The 16825-nt window shown below is 61.9% G+C and carries 13 protein-coding genes and 1 tRNA gene; all 14 read right to left on the reverse strand.

Going from position 1 to position 16825, the window contains the following annotated elements; translation table 11 throughout:
- Positions 1 to 148 (reverse strand): GTP-binding protein (locus MJ639_RS17605; RefSeq protein WP_243373914.1); only part of this gene is annotated, 148 nt, incomplete at its 3' end.
- Positions 149 to 193: 45 nt separating this feature from the next.
- Positions 194 to 2269, reverse strand: a complete 2076-nt coding sequence (gene fusA, locus MJ639_RS17610) for an elongation factor G (protein ID WP_243375663.1) — start codon at positions 2267 to 2269, stop codon at positions 194 to 196.
- An 18-nt stretch (positions 2270 to 2287) separates the two neighbouring features.
- Positions 2288 to 2758 (reverse strand): 30S ribosomal protein S7, encoded by a 471-nt coding sequence (gene rpsG / locus MJ639_RS17615; RefSeq protein ID WP_091139880.1) that lies wholly within the window; start codon positions 2756 to 2758, stop codon positions 2288 to 2290.
- 32 nt (positions 2759 to 2790) lie between these two features.
- Positions 2791 to 3162 carry a 30S ribosomal protein S12 gene (gene rpsL, locus MJ639_RS17620; RefSeq protein ID WP_019400023.1) on the reverse strand — a complete coding sequence of 124 codons (372 nt, stop codon included), beginning with the start codon at positions 3160 to 3162 and terminating at the stop codon, positions 2791 to 2793.
- Between the two features lie 495 nt (positions 3163 to 3657).
- Positions 3658 to 7833: a DNA-directed RNA polymerase subunit beta' gene (rpoC, locus tag MJ639_RS17625; RefSeq protein WP_243375665.1), complete on the reverse strand. Its 4176-nt coding sequence runs from the start codon at positions 7831 to 7833 to the stop codon at positions 3658 to 3660.
- A gap of 111 nt (positions 7834 to 7944) precedes the next feature.
- On the reverse strand, positions 7945 to 12108 hold the full coding sequence (rpoB, locus tag MJ639_RS17630) for a DNA-directed RNA polymerase subunit beta (protein WP_243375667.1): 4164 nt from the start codon (positions 12106 to 12108) through the stop codon (positions 7945 to 7947).
- Between the two features lie 240 nt (positions 12109 to 12348).
- Positions 12349 to 12726 carry a 50S ribosomal protein L7/L12 gene (rplL, locus tag MJ639_RS17635; protein WP_243375669.1) on the reverse strand — a complete coding sequence of 126 codons (378 nt, stop codon included), beginning with the start codon at positions 12724 to 12726 and terminating at the stop codon, positions 12349 to 12351.
- Positions 12727 to 12778: 52 nt separating this feature from the next.
- Complete coding sequence (gene rplJ / locus MJ639_RS17640; RefSeq protein WP_243375670.1) at positions 12779 to 13297, reverse strand: 50S ribosomal protein L10; 519 nt, start codon at positions 13295 to 13297, stop codon at positions 12779 to 12781.
- Positions 13298 to 13844: 547 nt separating this feature from the next.
- The gene (gene rplA / locus MJ639_RS17645; protein WP_243375671.1) at positions 13845 to 14543 is read right to left on the reverse strand and encodes a 50S ribosomal protein L1; all 699 of its coding nucleotides are present in this window, start codon (positions 14541 to 14543) and stop codon (positions 13845 to 13847) included.
- A 10-nt stretch (positions 14544 to 14553) separates the two neighbouring features.
- Entirely contained in the window at positions 14554 to 14982 is a 429-nt protein-coding gene (gene rplK / locus MJ639_RS17650) for a 50S ribosomal protein L11 (protein ID WP_243375673.1), read from the reverse strand.
- Between the two features lie 171 nt (positions 14983 to 15153).
- Positions 15154 to 15687, reverse strand: coding sequence for a transcription termination/antitermination protein NusG (gene nusG, locus MJ639_RS17655; RefSeq protein ID WP_243375674.1), 534 nt, complete (start codon positions 15685 to 15687; stop codon positions 15154 to 15156).
- Between the two features lie 12 nt (positions 15688 to 15699).
- On the reverse strand, positions 15700 to 15900 hold the full coding sequence (gene secE / locus MJ639_RS17660) for a preprotein translocase subunit SecE (RefSeq protein WP_047192276.1): 201 nt from the start codon (positions 15898 to 15900) through the stop codon (positions 15700 to 15702).
- Positions 15901 to 16064: 164 nt separating this feature from the next.
- Positions 16065 to 16141: transfer RNA gene (locus MJ639_RS17665), tRNA-Trp, on the reverse strand.
- Positions 16142 to 16187: 46 nt separating this feature from the next.
- The coding region (locus tag MJ639_RS17670; RefSeq protein ID WP_243375479.1) for an EF-Tu C-terminal domain-related protein at positions 16188 to 16825 on the reverse strand (638 nt) is incomplete at its 5' end.

Raw genomic sequence — 16825 nt, forward strand, 5'->3', positions numbered from 1 at the left:
TCTGGTCGTAGGCGGTGAACGTCGCACCGCCGGCTTCCGCCAGAACCTTCGTGATCGCAGCCGTCAGCGACGTCTTGCCGTGGTCAACGTGACCAATCGTGCCGATGTTGCAGTGCGGCTTATTGCGTTCAAACTTTTCCTTCGCCATCGTGGCACCCGTTCCTTTGATATTCCAAAATTCGTTTTAGTGGGTTCAGGCGTATTTCGCCTGAACCTCGGCAGCCACGTTCGACGGCACCTGCTCGTAGTGGTCGAACTGCATGGTGTAGCTCGCACGACCCTGGCTCATGCCGCGCAGGGTGTTCACGTAGCCGAACATGTTGGCGAGCGGGACCATCGCGTTGATGACCACGGCGTTGCCGCGCATGTCCTGACCCTGGATCTGGCCACGACGGGAGTTCAGGTCACCGATGACCGAGCCCGTGTAGTCTTCAGGGGTCGTGACTTCGACCTTCATCACCGGCTCGAGCAGAACCGAGCTGCCCTTCTGGAGGGCTTCACGGAGAGCAGCACGAGACGCGATTTCGAACGCCAGAGCCGACGAGTCGACTTCGTGGAAGGCACCATCGATGAGCTCGACCTTGAGATCGACCACCGGGAAGCCGGCGACGACGCCAGCACCCACGACCGAGGCAAGACCCTTTTCGACGCCCGGGATGTATTCCTTCGGAACAGCACCGCCGATGATCTTCGACTCGAAGGAGAAGCCAGCACCCGTCTCGTTCGGCTGGACGACCAGCTTCACGCGAGCGAACTGACCCGTACCGCCGGTCTGCTTCTTGTGGGTGTAGTCCACCTCGGTCTTCTTCGTGATAGTCTCACGATAGGCAACCTGGGGAGCGCCCACATTCGCATCGACCTTGTAGGTACGACGGAGAATGTCGACCTTAATGTCGAGGTGAAGCTCGCCCATGCCCTTCAGGATCGTCTGGCCGGATTCCTGATCGGTGGAAACGCGGAAGGACGGATCCTCGGCAGCGAGCTTCGAGAGAGCCAGACCAAGCTTCTCCTGGTCAGCCTTCGACTTCGGCTCGATGGCGATTTCGATCACCGGCTCCGGGAACTCCATGCGCTCGAGGATCACGGCCTTGGCCGGATCGCAGAGCGTGTCGCCGGTGCGGACTTCCTTGAGGCCAGCCAGAGCGACGATGTCGCCGGCATAGGCTTCCTTGATGTCCTCGCGGTTGTTCGCATGCATGAGAAGCATACGGCCAACGCGCTCTTTCTTGTCGCGAGACGAGTTCAGCAGCGTATCGCCGGCATTCACCTTGCCCGAATAGACGCGGCAGAAGGTGATGGTGCCCACGAAGGGGTCGTCCATGATCTTGAAGGCGAGCATGGAGAAGCCTTCGTCGTCTGTCGGCTTACGGGTCGTCGGCTCTTCAGTCTTGAAGTCGATGCCTTCGATGGCTTCACGATCTGCCGGAGAAGGCAGGAAGTCCACGACGGCGTCGAGAAGCGGCTGAACGCCCTTGTTCTTGAAGGCCGAGCCGCAGAGAACCGGGTGGAAGGCACGGCGCTGCACAGCCGTACGGATCAGGCGGCGCAGAGTCGTCTCGTCGGGCTCCTGGCCTTCGAGGTAAGCAACCATCGCCTCGTCGTCCATTTCGACGGCGGCTTCGATGAGCTTGCCACGATATTCGGCAGCCTGGTCCTTCAGATCGGCAGGGATCTCGACTTCGTCGAACTTCGCGCCGAGAGCATCGCTCTCCCAGAGATAGGCCTTCATCTTGATGAGGTCGACCATGCCCCTGAAGTCGCTCTCAGCCCCGATCGGGATCTGAAGGCAGACGGGCTTGCCAGCCACGCGCTTCACGATATCGGCAACGCACTTGAAGAAGTCAGCGCCGGTCTTGTCCATCTTGTTGACGAACACAACGCGCGGAACGTCGTACTTGTCGGCCTGGCGCCACACGGTTTCGGTCTGGGGCTCGACGCCCTGGTTGCCGTCGAGAACGCAGACAGCGCCGTCGAGGACGCGCAGCGAACGCTCCACCTCGATGGTGAAGTCGACGTGGCCGGGAGTGTCGATGATGTTCAGGCGCTTGTCGCGCCAGAAGCAAGTGGTGGCAGCGGAGGTAATCGTGATGCCACGCTCCTGCTCCTGCTCCATCCAGTCCATGGTGGCTGCACCTTCGTGCACTTCACCGATCTTATGGGACTTGCCGGTGTAGTACAGGATGCGCTCAGTCGTCGTCGTCTTGCCGGCATCGATGTGGGCCATGATGCCGAAGTTACGATAGTCCTCAATCGCGTGCGTGCGGGGCATCGCTCAGCTCCTCAGACCTTACCAGCGGTAGTGCGAGAACGCACGGTTGGCTTCCGCCATACGGTGGGTGTCTTCGCGCTTCTTCACGGCGTTGCCGCGGTTGTTCGATGCATCGAGCAGCTCAGCGGAGAGACGCTCGATCATGGTCTTGTCGTTGCGGCCGCGGGCAGCCTGGATGATCCAGCGGATCGCGAGAGCCTGACGGCGCTCGGCGCGGACTTCGACCGGAACCTGGTACGTCGCACCGCCGACGCGGCGGGAACGGACTTCGATTGCCGGAGCAACGTTGTCGAGGGCCTGCTTGAAGACCTCGAGCGGATTAGCCTTTGCACGGCTTTCGACGACGTCGAACGCACCGTAAACGATGCTTTCGGCGGCGGACTTCTTACCGTCGTACATGATGGAGTTCATGAACTTCGTAACGACGATATCCCCGAACTTCGGATCCGGGATAATCTCACGCTTTTCGGCGCTATGGCGGCGGGACATGAGCGAGCTCCGACCTTAATGATGTGAACGGCTTACTTCGGCCGCTTCGCGCCGTACTTCGAACGACGCTGCTTACGATTCTTCACGCCCTGGGTGTCGAGAACACCGCGGAGAACGTGGTAGCGAACACCCGGAAGGTCCTTCACACGGCCGCCGCGGATCATGACCACGGAGTGCTCTTGAAGGTTGTGTCCCTCGCCCGGGATGTAACCGATGACTTCGAAGCCATTGGTCAGGCGAACCTTAGCGACCTTACGCAGAGCCGAGTTCGGCTTCTTCGGGGTCGTGGTGTAAACGCGCGTGCACACGCCGCGCTTCTGCGGGCAGGCCTCAAGCGCGGGAACCTTATTCCGGCTCTTTTGCGCCGTCCGCGGCTTGCGGATCAGCTGAGAAATCGTTGGCATCCTGTGCCCTCTTTCACCAGCCACCAAAGTGGCCTTTGAGTGTCTTCAACGGTTCAACGCCGCACCGAACGTCCCATGCAGGCCTTTTTAGGTTGCACAAAACGAAGCCACGCCATTGGCTTGTTAGGGCCCTTGGCGCGGTGCGATTGCAGAGGACCACGATGATCTGGCACCGCGGTCATGCCCTAAATCTGACATGTGTCAGTCAAGGTTGAGTTCGGCAGCGTTTAGGTCGCATCGGGTCGAAGCTAGGCGCTTCGACTGGCTAAAACCTACAGCCCGCCGGAAAGTCCGGTTTCTCTAGCGCCCGAGTCGCGGAAAGTCAACAGCTTTCCGTTCACCAACCGGAAAGGATCGACTGTGAGGGCTCCGATGGCGGGCTAGAGCCCTTACTTGGGGTTTATTTCCTCTTCCCGCAAGGATCCCTGCCCTCTCAGAAAGCGAAAAGGCCGCCCGGAGGCGGCCTTCTCAATCTCAATCTATCGCCAAGTCTGCTTACTCGGCTGCTGGGGGCAGCTCGCTGACTTGGGCAGCCGACTCGGAGCGCTTCTGCTGCAGGATCAGCTCGTCGCGATGGGTCGCAACAGCCTTGATCTGAGACGTCATGGCGCCCGTACCAGCCGGGATGAGGCTGCCGACGATGACGTTCTCCTTGAGGCCCTCGAGGGTATCGACCTTGCCGTTGACCGCCGCCTCGGTGAGGACGCGGGTGGTCTCCTGGAAGGACGCCGCCGAGATGAAGGAGCGGGTCTGCAGCGAGGCCTTGGTGATACCGAGCAGAACCGGCACGCCTTCGGCAGGCTTCTTCTTCTCGGACACGAGACGCTCGTTGGCCTCTTCGAACTCGAGGCGGTCGACCTGCTCGCCGGTGAGGAACTCGCTGTCGCCGCCTTCGGTGATTTCAACCTTCTGCAGCATCTGGCGAACGATCACCTCGATGTGCTTGTCGTTGATGAGCACGCCCTGGAGACGATAGACCTCCTGGATCTCGTTCACGAGGTAGGCAGCCAGTTCCTCGACGCCCTTGATCGCAAGGATGTCGTGCGGGGCCGGGTTGCCGTCCACGATGAAGTCGCCGATTTCGACCACGTCGCCGTCCTGCAGGTGGATGTGCTTGCCCTTCGGGATCAAGTACTCCACAGGCTCCGAGCCATCGTGCGGGTTCAGCGTCAGACGACGCTTGCTCTTGTAGTCGCGGCCGAACTGGATCGTGCCGGACTTCTCCGCGATGATGGCCGCATCCTTCGGACGACGGGCCTCGAACAGCTCCGCCACGCGCGGCAGACCGCCCGTGATGTCGCGCGTCTTGGCGCTCTCGAGCGAGACACGGGCCAGAACGTCACCAGCCTTCACCTTCGAGCCGGGATCGACCGCGAGGATCGCGTCGACCGGCAGGAGATAGCGAGCGTCACCGCCGCGGGCGAGCTTGGCAACCTTGCCACCCTTGCCCTCGATGATCACGGCCGGACGAAGATCGGCCGTACGGGCCGAACCGCGCCAGTCGATGACAACGCGCTTGGCGATGCCGGTGGACTCGTCCATGGACTCGATCATCGACTGGCCGTCCACGAGATCCTCGTAGCCGACCGTACCGTCGAGCTCGGTCAGGATCGGACGGGAATAAGGATCCCACTCCGCGATGCGCTGACCGCGCTTGATCGTGTCGCCCTCGTCCACCTTCAGGCGCGAGCCGTATTGCAGACGGTGAACCGCACGCTCGGCGCCGTCCGAACCGGTGATCACGACGGCCACGTTGCGGCCCATGACCATGAGGTCGCCATCCGAGTTCTTCGCAATGTTCTTATTGCGGAAGCCGATGGTGCCCTCGAAGCTCGACTCGATGAAGGACGAGTCGGCGATCTGGGCAGCGCCGCCGATGTGGAAGGTACGCATGGTGAGCTGGGTGCCCGGCTCACCGATGGACTGAGCGGCGATGACGCCGACAGCTTCGCCATGGTTGACCGGAGTACCGCGCGCCAGGTCGCGACCGTAGCAGGTGGCGCAGACGCCGTTCTTGGACTCGCAGACGAGCACGGAACGGATCTTCACTTCCTGGATGCCGGCAGCGCCGATGCCTTCGAGGTGATGTTCCTCGATCATCGTGCCCTTCGGAACGATCACGGTGCCGTCCTGGGCGACCAGATCCTCGGCCGTCGAACGGCCCAGGATGCGGGACGCCAGCGACGCGACCACCTGGCCTGCGTCGATGATGGCGCGCATCTTGATGCCCTTCTCGGTGCCGCAATCCGTCTCACGGATGACCGCGTCCTGCGCCACGTCCACGAGACGGCGGGTCAGGTAACCCGAGTTCGCGGTCTTGAGCGCGGTGTCGGCCAGGCCCTTACGGGCGCCGTGGGTCGAGTTGAAGTACTCGAGAACGTCCAGGCCTTCCTTGAAGTTCGAGATGATCGGCGTCTCGATGATCTCGCCCGACGGCTTGGCCATGAGGCCACGCATGGCGGCGAGCTGCTTCATCTGAGCCGGCGAACCACGAGCGCCCGAGTGGGACATCATGTAGATCGAGTTGACCTGCTTGTCGCGGCCCTGATCGTCCTTCTGAACCGCGGAGATGCGGTTCATCATCTCGCCGGCGAGACGGTCCGAGCACTTTGCCCAGGCGTCGACGACCTTGTTGTACTTCTCACCCTGGGTGATGAGGCCGTCCTGGTACTGCTGCTCGTAGTCCTTCGCGAGGGCACGGGTCTCCTCGACGATCTCCCACTTGTTCTCGGGGATCACCATGTCGTCCTTGCCGAACGAGATGCCGGCGCGGAACGCATTGTAGAAGCCGAGGCCCATGATGCGATCGCAGAAGATAACCGATTCCTTCTGACCGCAATGGCGGTAGACGGCGTCGATCATTCCCGAGATCTCCTTCTTCGTCATGAGCTTGTTCACGACGTCGTAAGGCAGCATCGGGTGCTTGGGCAGGAGACGCGAGAGCATGACGCGACCGGGGGTCGTGTCGACGATCTTCGTGTAGGGCTTGCCGTCCTCGTTCACGCCTTCCCAGCGATACTTGATCTTGGTGTGGAGCGTGATGACCTTTTCGTTGAGGGCATGCTCGATCTCGCCCATGTCGGCGAAGGCCTTGCCCTGACCGGGCTGTCCCTCGGAGACGATGGAGAGATAGTAGAGGCCCAGAACGATGTCCTGCGACGGCACGATGATCGGCTGACCGTTGGCCGGGTGCAGGATGTTGTTGGTGGACATCATCAGCACGCGGGCTTCGAGCTGAGCCTCGAGCGAGAGCGGCACGTGCACGGCCATCTGGTCACCGTCGAAGTCCGCGTTGAACGCGGCGCAGACGAGCGGGTGCAGCTGGATCGCCTTACCCTCGATCAGGGTGGGCTCGAAGGCCTGGATGCCGAGACGGTGCAGCGTGGGCGCACGGTTCAGAAGAACCGGATGCTCGCGGATGACCTCGTCCAGAATATCCCAAACCTCGGGTTTTTCCTTCTCGACGAGCTTCTTCGCCTGCTTGACGGTGGCGGACAGGCCGCGCGCGTCGAGCTTGGCGTAGATGAACGGCTTGAAGAGCTCGAGAGCCATCTTCTTCGGCAGGCCGCACTGATGGAGCTTCAGCTCCGGACCGACCACGATGACCGAACGGCCCGAGTAGTCGACGCGCTTGCCGAGCAGGTTCTGACGGAAGCGGCCCTGCTTGCCCTTGAGCATGTCGGCGAGCGACTTCAGCGGACGCTTGTTGGCGCCGGTGATGACACGGCCGCGACGGCCGTTGTCGAACAGGGCGTCGACAGCCTCCTGCAGCATGCGCTTCTCGTTGCGGACGATGATGTCCGGAGCGCGCAGCTCCATGAGCCGCTTCAGGCGGTTGTTACGGTTGATGACGCGGCGGTACAGATCGTTCAGGTCCGACGTCGCGAAGCGTCCGCCATCGAGCGGCACGAGCGGACGCAGGTCCGGCGGGATCACAGGCACGACGGTCATGATCATCCATTCGGGCTTGTTGCCCGACTGGACGAAGGCCTCGATGATCTTGAGGCGCTTCATGAGCTTCTTCGGCTTCAGCTCCGAAGTCGTGACTGCGATTTCCTCACGGATCTCCTGGGCGGTCTTCTCGAGGTCGAGTTCCTGCAGGATGCGGCGGATGGCTTCCGCGCCGATCATGGCGGTGAAGCTGTCCTCGCCGTACTCGTCCTGGGCACGGATATACTCTTCCTCGGTCAGCAGCTGACGGTCCTTGAGAGGCGTCAGGCCGGCATCGACCACGATGTAGGATTCGAAATAGAGGATGCGCTCCAGATCCTTCAGGGTCATGTCGAGCAGCAGACCGATGCGGCTCGGCAGGGACTTGAGGAACCAGATGTGCGCGACGGGAGCAGCAAGCTCGATATGGCCCATGCGGTCGCGACGGACGCGCGCGAGGGTCACTTCGACGCCGCACTTCTCGCAGATCACGCCCTTGTACTTCATGCGCTTGTACTTGCCGCACAAGCACTCGTAGTCCTTGATCGGGCCAAAGATGCGCGCGCAGAACAAGCCGTCACGCTCGGGCTTGAACGTGCGGTAGTTGATGGTCTCAGGCTTTTTGATTTCGCCGTAAGACCAGGACAGAATCTTCTCAGGGCTCGCGATCGAGATCTTGATCTGATCGAAGCTTTGCGGCTGAGCCGTCTGGTTGAAGAGATTCATGACCTCTTGATTCATCGCCGTCTCCTGGGCTGGAAGGCGCTTAAGTAAGCACCCTCGCCGGCAATTGCATGTGGCCGCGACATCAAAGCCGCGGCCTTACCTCAAATTCAAAAGCGCTTTCGCACCTTACTCGGCGGCTTCGGACGGAGGCAGTTGCTCCGCCTCGTTGGCCGCCTTCTTGGAGTTGGTCAGTTCGACATTCAGGCCGAGCGAACGCATTTCCTTCACGAGAACGTTGAAGCTCTCCGGAATGCCCGACTCGAAGGTGTCGTCGCCACGAACGATGGCTTCGTAAACCTTGGTACGGCCGGCCACGTCGTCCGACTTGACCGTGAGCATTTCCTGAAGGGTGTAGGCAGCGCCGTAAGCCTCGAGCGCCCAGACCTCCATTTCGCCGAAGCGCTGGCCACCGAACTGGGCCTTACCGCCCAGCGGCTGCTGGGTGACGAGGCTGTAGGGGCCGATGGAGCGAGCGTGGATCTTGTCGTCCACGAGGTGGTGCAGCTTCAGCATGTAGATGTAGCCCACCGTGACCTTACGGTCGAAGGCTTCACCGGTCTTGCCGTCGTACAGCGTGACCTGACCCGACGGGTCGAGGCCGGCCTTGGCTAGCATGGCCTCGATGTCCGCCTCCTTCGCGCCGTCGAAGACGGGCGTGGCGAAGGGAACGCCGCGACGCAGCTTGTTGCCGAGTTCTACGAGCTCGTCGTCCGAAGCGCCCTTGATCTCCGGGAGGTCCCCATAGATCGAGGTGAGCTGCTCGCGCAGGCCCTTGGACTGACCGCTCTTCATGTACGCGTCGACGGCCTGTGCGACCTGCTTGCCGAGACCGGCAGCAGCCCAGCCGAGATGCGTCTCGAGGATCTGACCCACGTTCATGCGGCTCGGCACGCCGAGTGGGTTGAGCACGATATCCGCGTGGGTACCATCCTCGAGGAACGGCATGTCCTCGATGGGAACGATGCGCGACACGACACCCTTGTTGCCGTGACGGCCGGCCATCTTGTCGCCCGGCTGGATCTTGCGCTTCACAGCGACGAAAACCTTGACCATCTTCATGACGCCCGGGGGCAGCTCGTCACCACGCTGAAGCTTCTCGACCTTGTCGAGGAAGCGCTGCTCAAGGCGCTTCTTGGACTCGTCGTACTGCTTCTGCATGGCCTCGATCTCGGACATGAGAGCATCGTCCTCGACCGCGAACTGCCACCATTGCGACCGCGGATACTCGTTGAGCAGCTCGCGGTTGATCTTGGCGTCCTTCTTGTAGCCCTTCGGTCCGGCCACGCCCTTCTTGCCGTCCAGGATCTCGGCCAGACGCGCATAGGTGTTGCGGTCCAGGATCGCCTGTTCGTCGTCGCGGTCCTTGGCCAGGCGCTCGATTTCCTCGCGCTCGATGGCCTGGGCACGCTCGTCCTTGTCGACGCCGTGACGGTTGAAGACGCGTACTTCCACGATGGTGCCGGTCACGCCCGGAGGCACGCGCAGCGAGGTATCGCGGACGTCGGAGGCCTTCTCGCCGAAGATGGCACGCAGGAGCTTTTCTTCCGGCGTCATCGGGCTTTCGCCCTTCGGCGTGATCTTGCCGACGAGGATGTCGCCAGCGTGAACTTCGGCGCCGATATAAACGATGCCGGCTTCGTCGAGGTTCTTCAGCGCCTCTTCCGACACGTTCGGAATGTCGCGCGTGATTTCCTCAGGACCCAGCTTCGTGTCGCGGGCCATCACCTCGAACTCCTCGATATGGATCGAGGTGAACACGTCTTCCTTCACGATGCGCTCGGAGAGGAGGATCGAGTCTTCGAAGTTGTAGCCGTTCCACGGCATGAACGCGACGAGCACGTTGCGGCCGAGAGCCAGCTCGCCGTATTCCGTCGACGGGCCGTCGGCGATGATGTCGCCCTTGCGGACCATGTCGCCGGCGCGAACCAGCGGCTTCTGCGTGATGCAGGTCGACTGGTTGGAGCGCTGGAACTTCTGCAGGCGATAGATGTCGACGCCAGGACGGGTCGGATCCGTGTTCTCCGTCGCGCGGATAACGATACGGGTCGCGTCCACCTGGTCGACGATGCCGGTGCGGCGGGCCGCAATCGCAGCGCCCGAGTCACGGGCCACGACCGCTTCCATGCCGGTGCCGACGAACGGAGCGTCCGCCTGCACGAGCGGCACGGCCTGACGCTGCATGTTCGAGCCCATGAGAGCGCGGTTCGCGTCGTCGTTCTCGAGGAACGGGATGAGCGCGGCGGCGACCGACACGAGCTGCTTCGGCGACACTTCCATCAGGTCCACGCGATCAGGCGCGGCCACGATGTTTTCACCGGCGCGGCGGCAGATCACGAGTTCTTCCGTCAGCGTGCCCTTGGCATCCAGCGTCGAGTTGGCCTGGGCGATGTTGTACTTCGCCTCTTCCATCGCCGAGAGATACACGACCTCGTCCGTCACCTTGCTGTCGCGCACGCGGCGGAACGGCGTCTCGATGAAGCCGTACTTGTTCACGCGGGCGAAGGTGGCGAGCGAGTTGATCAGACCGATATTCGGGCCTTCCGGCGTCTCAATCGGGCAGATACGGCCGTAGTGCGTCGGGTGCACGTCGCGGACTTCGAAGCCGGCGCGTTCGCGGGTCAGACCGCCCGGGCCAAGCGCCGAGAGACGACGCTTGTGCGTGACCTCGGAGAGCGGGTTGGTCTGGTCCATGAACTGCGACAGCTGCGAGGAGCCGAAGAACTCGCGCACGGCGGCAGCGGCAGGCTTCGCGTTGATCAGGTCCTGCGGCATGACGGTGTCGATATCGACGGACGACATGCGCTCCTTGATCGCGCGCTCCATGCGCAGCAGGCCGAGGCGGTACTGGTTCTCCATGAGTTCGCCGACCGAACGCACGCGGCGGTTGCCGAGGTGGTCGATGTCGTCGATCTCGCCCTTGCCGTCGCGCAGGTCCACGAGGGCCTTCGATACGGCGAGGATGTCCTCGCGGCGCAGCGTGCGCACGGTGTCCTCTGCATCGAGGTCGAGGCGCATGTTCATCTTCACGCGGCCGACGGCCGAGAGATCATAGCGCTCGGCGTCGAAGAACAGCGAGTTGAACATGGCTTCGGCCGTCTCGAGGATCGGCGGCTCGCCCGGACGCATGACGCGGTAGATGTCGAACAGAGCGTCCTCGCGGGAGGAAGCCTTGTCCACGGCCAGCGTGTTGCGGATGTAGGGACCAACGGTGACGTGGTCGATGTCGAGAACCGGGATTTCCGTGTAGCCCAGGTCGATGAGATCGACGAGGTTGCCCTTGCGGTCACCGGTCTTGGCGTCGACGGTCATGGTCAGCTCGTCGCCGGCCTCGGCGTAGATCTCACCCGTCTTCGGGTTGACGAGATCCTCGGCGATGTACTGGCCGACGAGATCCTCGTCCGTCACGCGCAGGTTCTTGAGGCCCTTCTCGGCGAGCTGGCGGGCGGCGCGAGCGGTGAGCTTCTTGCCGGCCTCGAGCACGACTTCGCCGGTCTTCGCATCGATCAGGTCGACGGAAGCCTTGAAGCCCTTCATGCGCTCCGCATCGAAGGGAATGGTCCAGCCATTCTTCTTGTCCTTCGTGTAGACGATGCGGTTGTAGAAGGTGTTGAGGATCTCCTCGCCGTCCAGGCCCAAGGCATAGAACAGCGACGTGACCGGAAGCTTACGCTTACGGTCGATACGGGCATACACGATGTCCTTGGCGTCGAACTCGATGTCGAGCCAGGAGCCGCGATACGGGATGATGCGGGCAGCGAACAGCAGCTTGCCGGAGGAGTGCGTCTTGCCCTTGTCGTGGTCGAAGAACACGCCCGGCGAACGGTGCATCTGCGAGACGATCACGCGCTCGGTGCCGTTGACGATGAAGGTGCCGTTGTCCGTCATGAGCGGCATATCGCCCATGTAGACGTCCTGCTCCTTGATGTCCTTGACGGACTTGGCGCCGGTATCCGGGTCCACATCGAAGACAATGAGACGCAGCGTCACCTTCAGCGGAGCGGCAAAGGTCATGCCGCGCTGACGGCACTCGTCAACGTCGTACTTCGGAGGCTCGAACGTGTATTTCACGAACTCGAGCAGAGCAGTGTTCGAAAAGTCCGAAATCGGGAAAACCGATTTGAAGACAGCTTGCAAGCCCTCTTCCGGCCGGCCACCCTTTGGCTCATCGACCATCAGGAACTGGTCGTAGGACGCCTTCTGAACCTCGATGAGGTTCGGCATTTCCGCCACTTCCTTGATTTTGCCGAAGAACTTGCGAATGCGCTTCCGGCCGATCAGTGTATTGGCCATCTGGACCTCGTTCCTCATACACGCCTAATCGAGAACCCCGGTTATCGGGACCCTGGATTAGCCGCCCGGCCTGGCGCCGGTTTTCGAACCAATCCGGGCTCGTTGCGAGCCCTTCGAAAAAGCCGCCAAAAAAGCCCGGCCTCTTTGACGACACAACGGCCCCAAGCAAAAATGCCTGGGACCGCGTGTTTTTGAGCCCCGATTTCTCGGGGGTAACCTCACGGCCTTTAGGCCGCAAAATTACTTAAGCTCGACCTTGGCACCCACCTTCTCGAGGGTTTCCTTGATCTTCTGAGCTTCGTCCTTGGCAACGCCTTCCTTGAGGGGCTTCGGAGCGCCTTCGACGAGGTCCTTAGCTTCCTTGAGGCCCAGGCCCGTGATGCCACGGACTTCCTTGATGACCTCGATCTTCTTGTCGCCGGCCGAAGCGAGAACGACCGTGAACTCGGTCTGCTCTTCAGCAGCAGCACCACCACCGCCAGCAGCCGGAGCAGCAGCAACGGCAACAGCAGCAGCAGCGGAAACGCCCCACTTCTCTTCGAGCATCTTCGAGAGCTCAGCGGCCTCGAGAACGGTCAGCGACGACAGATCGTCAACGAGCTTGGCAAGATCAGCCATTTTTTAGATCCTTAAGTTCAGTTCGAACGGGTTAGTGATTGAGGGTACGGCCTCACGCCGCTTCGCCTGTCTTGGCATAGGCCCCGAAAACGCGAGCCAGCTTTGCAGCCGGCGCGGTCGAGAGCTGAGCGATCTTCGTAGCCGGAGCCTGGATAAGGCCGACCAGCTTGGCGCGCAGTTCGTCGAGGGACGGAAGGGTGGCAAGCGCCTTCACTCCGTCCACGTTCAGGGCGGTCGCGCCCATTGCGCCGCCAAGGATAACGAGCTTGTCGTTAGTCTTGGCGAAATCGACAGCGACCTTGGGCGCCGCGACCGGATCGCTCGAGTAAGCGATCAGGGTCGGACCTTTCATAAGGCCCGAGATGGACGCGACGTCCTTGCCTTCGAGAGCGATTTTGGCGAGGCTGTTTTTTGCGACCTTCACGGTGGCGCCGGCCTGCTTCATCTGCGCGCGCAGCTTCTGCATGTCGGCAACCGTGAGACCAGCATAGTGGGCGACGACGACAACGCTCGTGGTGTTAAACACGTCGTTGAGAGTCGAGACGAGCTCGCGCTTTGCTGCTCTTTCCACTGGGCTCTCTCCGGTTGGCGGAAAATTCCGCCGGTTACATCTGCCGTTCAAGGCCCGAGCTCGCGCTCGAGACGCCTGAACGACGCTCTCGCAAGCCCTGTCCCCCAGATGCACCAGGCGGCGCACAGGGTGAGATGGTTCGAACCGAAACTCGACACCTGCGTTGAGCAGGTATGAAACTCGGCTTCCCCGTCTATGCAGGCCCTCACGAATTAAGCCGGACAAGCCGGCGCCTGCAGTCTCGGACAGGACATAGCCGGAACGCGCCAAAGGTTGCCCTTTGACCCGCCGGCTTGTCACCATCCCGTCTCCGGGATGGATTCCTAACTGAAGCCGCGCAGAAGCGCAGCTTCCGTATCTATTGGAAACTCAACGCGTTCTAATAAGCCTTCCTGTCGCACTTGCCAAGAGGCTTTTGCCGGGCATTTGGCGATTATTTACGCAACTGAGTATCGTCGCCCTGCCCTTTTTCGGCTCTTGGAGCGGTCCGGAACGAAAAAGCCCGGCGACGAGCGCCGGGCTTTTCCTATTCGATTCGAACGGCGGATTAGCCGTTGAGGACGGACGAAGGATCGACCTTCACGCCCGGGCCCATCGTGGACGAAACCGCGATGCGCTGGATGTAGGTGCCCTTGGCGCCCGAGGGCTTCGCCTTGGAGACGGCATCGGCGAAAGCCTTGATGTTCTCCACGAGCTTGTCCTCGCCGAAGGAGGCCTTGCCGATACCGGCATGGACGATACCAGCCTTCTCGACGCGGAACTCGACGGCGCCGCCCTTGGCAGCCTCGACAGCGCCCTTGACGTCCATGGTGACCGTGCCGACGCGCGGGTTCGGCATCAGGCCGCGCGGGCCGAGCACCTTACCGAGACGGCCGACGAGGCCCATCATGTCCGGGGTCGCGATGCAGCGATCGAACTCGATCGTGCCGCCGTTGACGATCTCGAAGAGCTCCTCGGCGCCCACGATGTCGGCACCGGCAGCCTTCGCCTCATCGGCCTTCGGGCCACGGGCGAACACGGCAACGCGAACCGTACGGCCCGAGCCGTTCGGCAGGTTGCAGACGCCGCGGACCATCTGGTCGGCGTGACGCGGATCGACGCCCAGGTTCATCGAGATCTCGATGGTCTCGTCGAACTTCGCCTTGGCGCGGTCCTTGATCAGCTTCACTGCGTCCGAGATCGGATACAGCTTGTTGGCATCGATGCCCTCGCGGGCGGCGCGGATGCGCTTACCTTCATTAGCCATCGTGCCCTCCTTACGCCACTTCCATGCCCATCGAGCGCGCGGAGCCCTCGATCATGGCCATGGCGGATTCAACGGTGTCGCAGTTGAGATCGACCATCTTCTTCTCGGCGATCTCGCGGATCTGAGCGCGGGTCACGCGGCCGACGGTGCCGCCCTTACCCGGGGTCTGTGAGCCCTTCTCGATCTTCGCGGCCTTCTTGAGCCAGTACGAAACCGGGGGCTGCTTCATCTCGAAGGTGAAGGAGCGATCCTGATAGGCGGTGATGATCACCGGGATCGGGGTGCCCTTCTCCATCTGCGCGGTCTTCGCGTTGAAGGCCTTGCAGAATTCCATGATGTTCAGACCGCGCTGACCCAGCGCAGGACCGATCGGGGGCGACGGGTTGGCCGCGCCGGCGGGCACTTGAAGCTTAACGTAGCCCGCAATTTTCTTTGCCATAGGACTGCTCCTATTGGTCCACCCACCCGGCGCCAACCGAACGGAATGGCAGTTGCAGATCGCGGTGCAGCCTGAAGCTCCCGGTTGGCGACCGGGCAGACCTCCCGCGGATGAAAGCCTCTAAGAGAGGCTAGGAAAGCGGCGCGGTTTAAGGCGCCACCTTCAACCGGATCAGATCTTTTCGACCTGGCCGTATTCGAGTTCGACCGGCGTTGCGCGACCGAAGATGGACACCGCCACCTTGAGGCGGGCCCGGGCGTCGTCGACTTCCTCGACCACGCCGTTGAAGGATGCGAACGGGCCGTCCGACACGCGGACCTGCTCGCCGATCTCGAAGCTGACGGAAGGCTTGGGGTGATCGACACCCTCGGCCACTTGGCCCTTGATGCGCTCGGCCTCGCGGTCCGGGATCGGAACCGGCTTGGCCTTGTCGGCGCCCAGGAAGCCCGTCACCTTCGGCGTATTCTTGATGAGGTGATAAACCTCGTCGGTGAGGTCGCACTTCACCAGGACATAACCCGGGAAGAACTTGCGCTCGGTATCGACCTTACGGCCGCGGCGCACCTCGACCACCTTCTCGGTCGGCACCATGACTTCGTCGAACTTGTCCTCGAGGCCGCGCTGCGCCGCCTGGTCCTTGATCGACTGAGCCACCTTGTTTTCGAAATTCGAGTAGGCGTGGACGATATACCAACGCTTCGCCATCACATCTACCTCTTAACCGCCAAGCCCAAGGATCACCGAGCGGACGCCCCAGCCGATCGCCTGATCGACGACCAGGAAGAATACGCTCGCCACCACGACCATCACGAACACCATAGCGGTCGTGATCATGGTTTCCTTGCGCGTCGGCCAGGTCACCTTCGCGGCTTCCGAGCGGACCTGCTGTATGAAATCGAACGGGTTCGTTTTCGCCATTTCGCTTGCGTCCACGGGCTTTCTGAGCAGCCCAGAGCGTCCCTGAAAGGGCACGCTTGAGCCCAAATTGAAGGGGCGCGAGGCTGTTTTCTAGCCTCGCGCCACCTGTTCAAACCATCTTAAGCGACGCCTCATAATCGAAAACGTCCGCTTTGTCGACCCGCTGGCAGGAGTGGAGGGACTCGAACCCCCAACCCCCGGTTTTGGAGACCGGTGCTCTAGCCGATTGAGCTACACTCCTACGAGCGGGTCGACAGGTGGCGGATGAACCGCCACCCGGTTTATTATTAATCCATCACGGCGGCGACGACGCCGGCGCCGACGGTACGACCGCCTTCACGGATAGCAAAGCGCAGCTTCTCTTCCATGGCGATCGGAGCGATCAGCTCCACTTCCATCGTGATGTTGTCGCCCGGCATCACCATCTCGGTGCCTTCAGGCAGCTTCACCACGCCCGTCACGTCGGTCGTGCGGAAGTAGAACTGCGGACGGTAGTTGCCGAAGAACGGCGTATGACGGCCGCCCTCTTCCTTCGTCAGGATGTAGGCCTCGGCCTTGAACTTCGTGTGCGGCTTGATCGAGCCGGGCTTGCACAGCACCTGGCCGCGCTCCACGTCCTCGCGCTTCGTACCACGCAGCAGAACGCCCACGTTGTCGCCAGCCTGACCCTGATCGAGCAGCTTGCGGAACATCTCGACGCCGGTGACCGTCGTCTTCTGCGTGTCGCGCAGACCCACGATCTCCACTTCCTCGCCGACCTTCACGATGCCGCGCTCGACGCGACCCGTCACCACCGTGCCGCGGCCCGAGATCGAGAACACGTCTTCGATCGGCATCAGGAACGGCTGGTCAATCGGACGCTCCGGCTGCGGGATGTAGGCATCCACCGCTTCCATCAGCTTGAGAACCGCATCGCGGCCGATCT

This window comes from Microvirga solisilvae, assembly GCF_022808595.1.
GTDB lineage: Bacteria > Pseudomonadota > Alphaproteobacteria > Rhizobiales > Beijerinckiaceae > Microvirga > Microvirga solisilvae.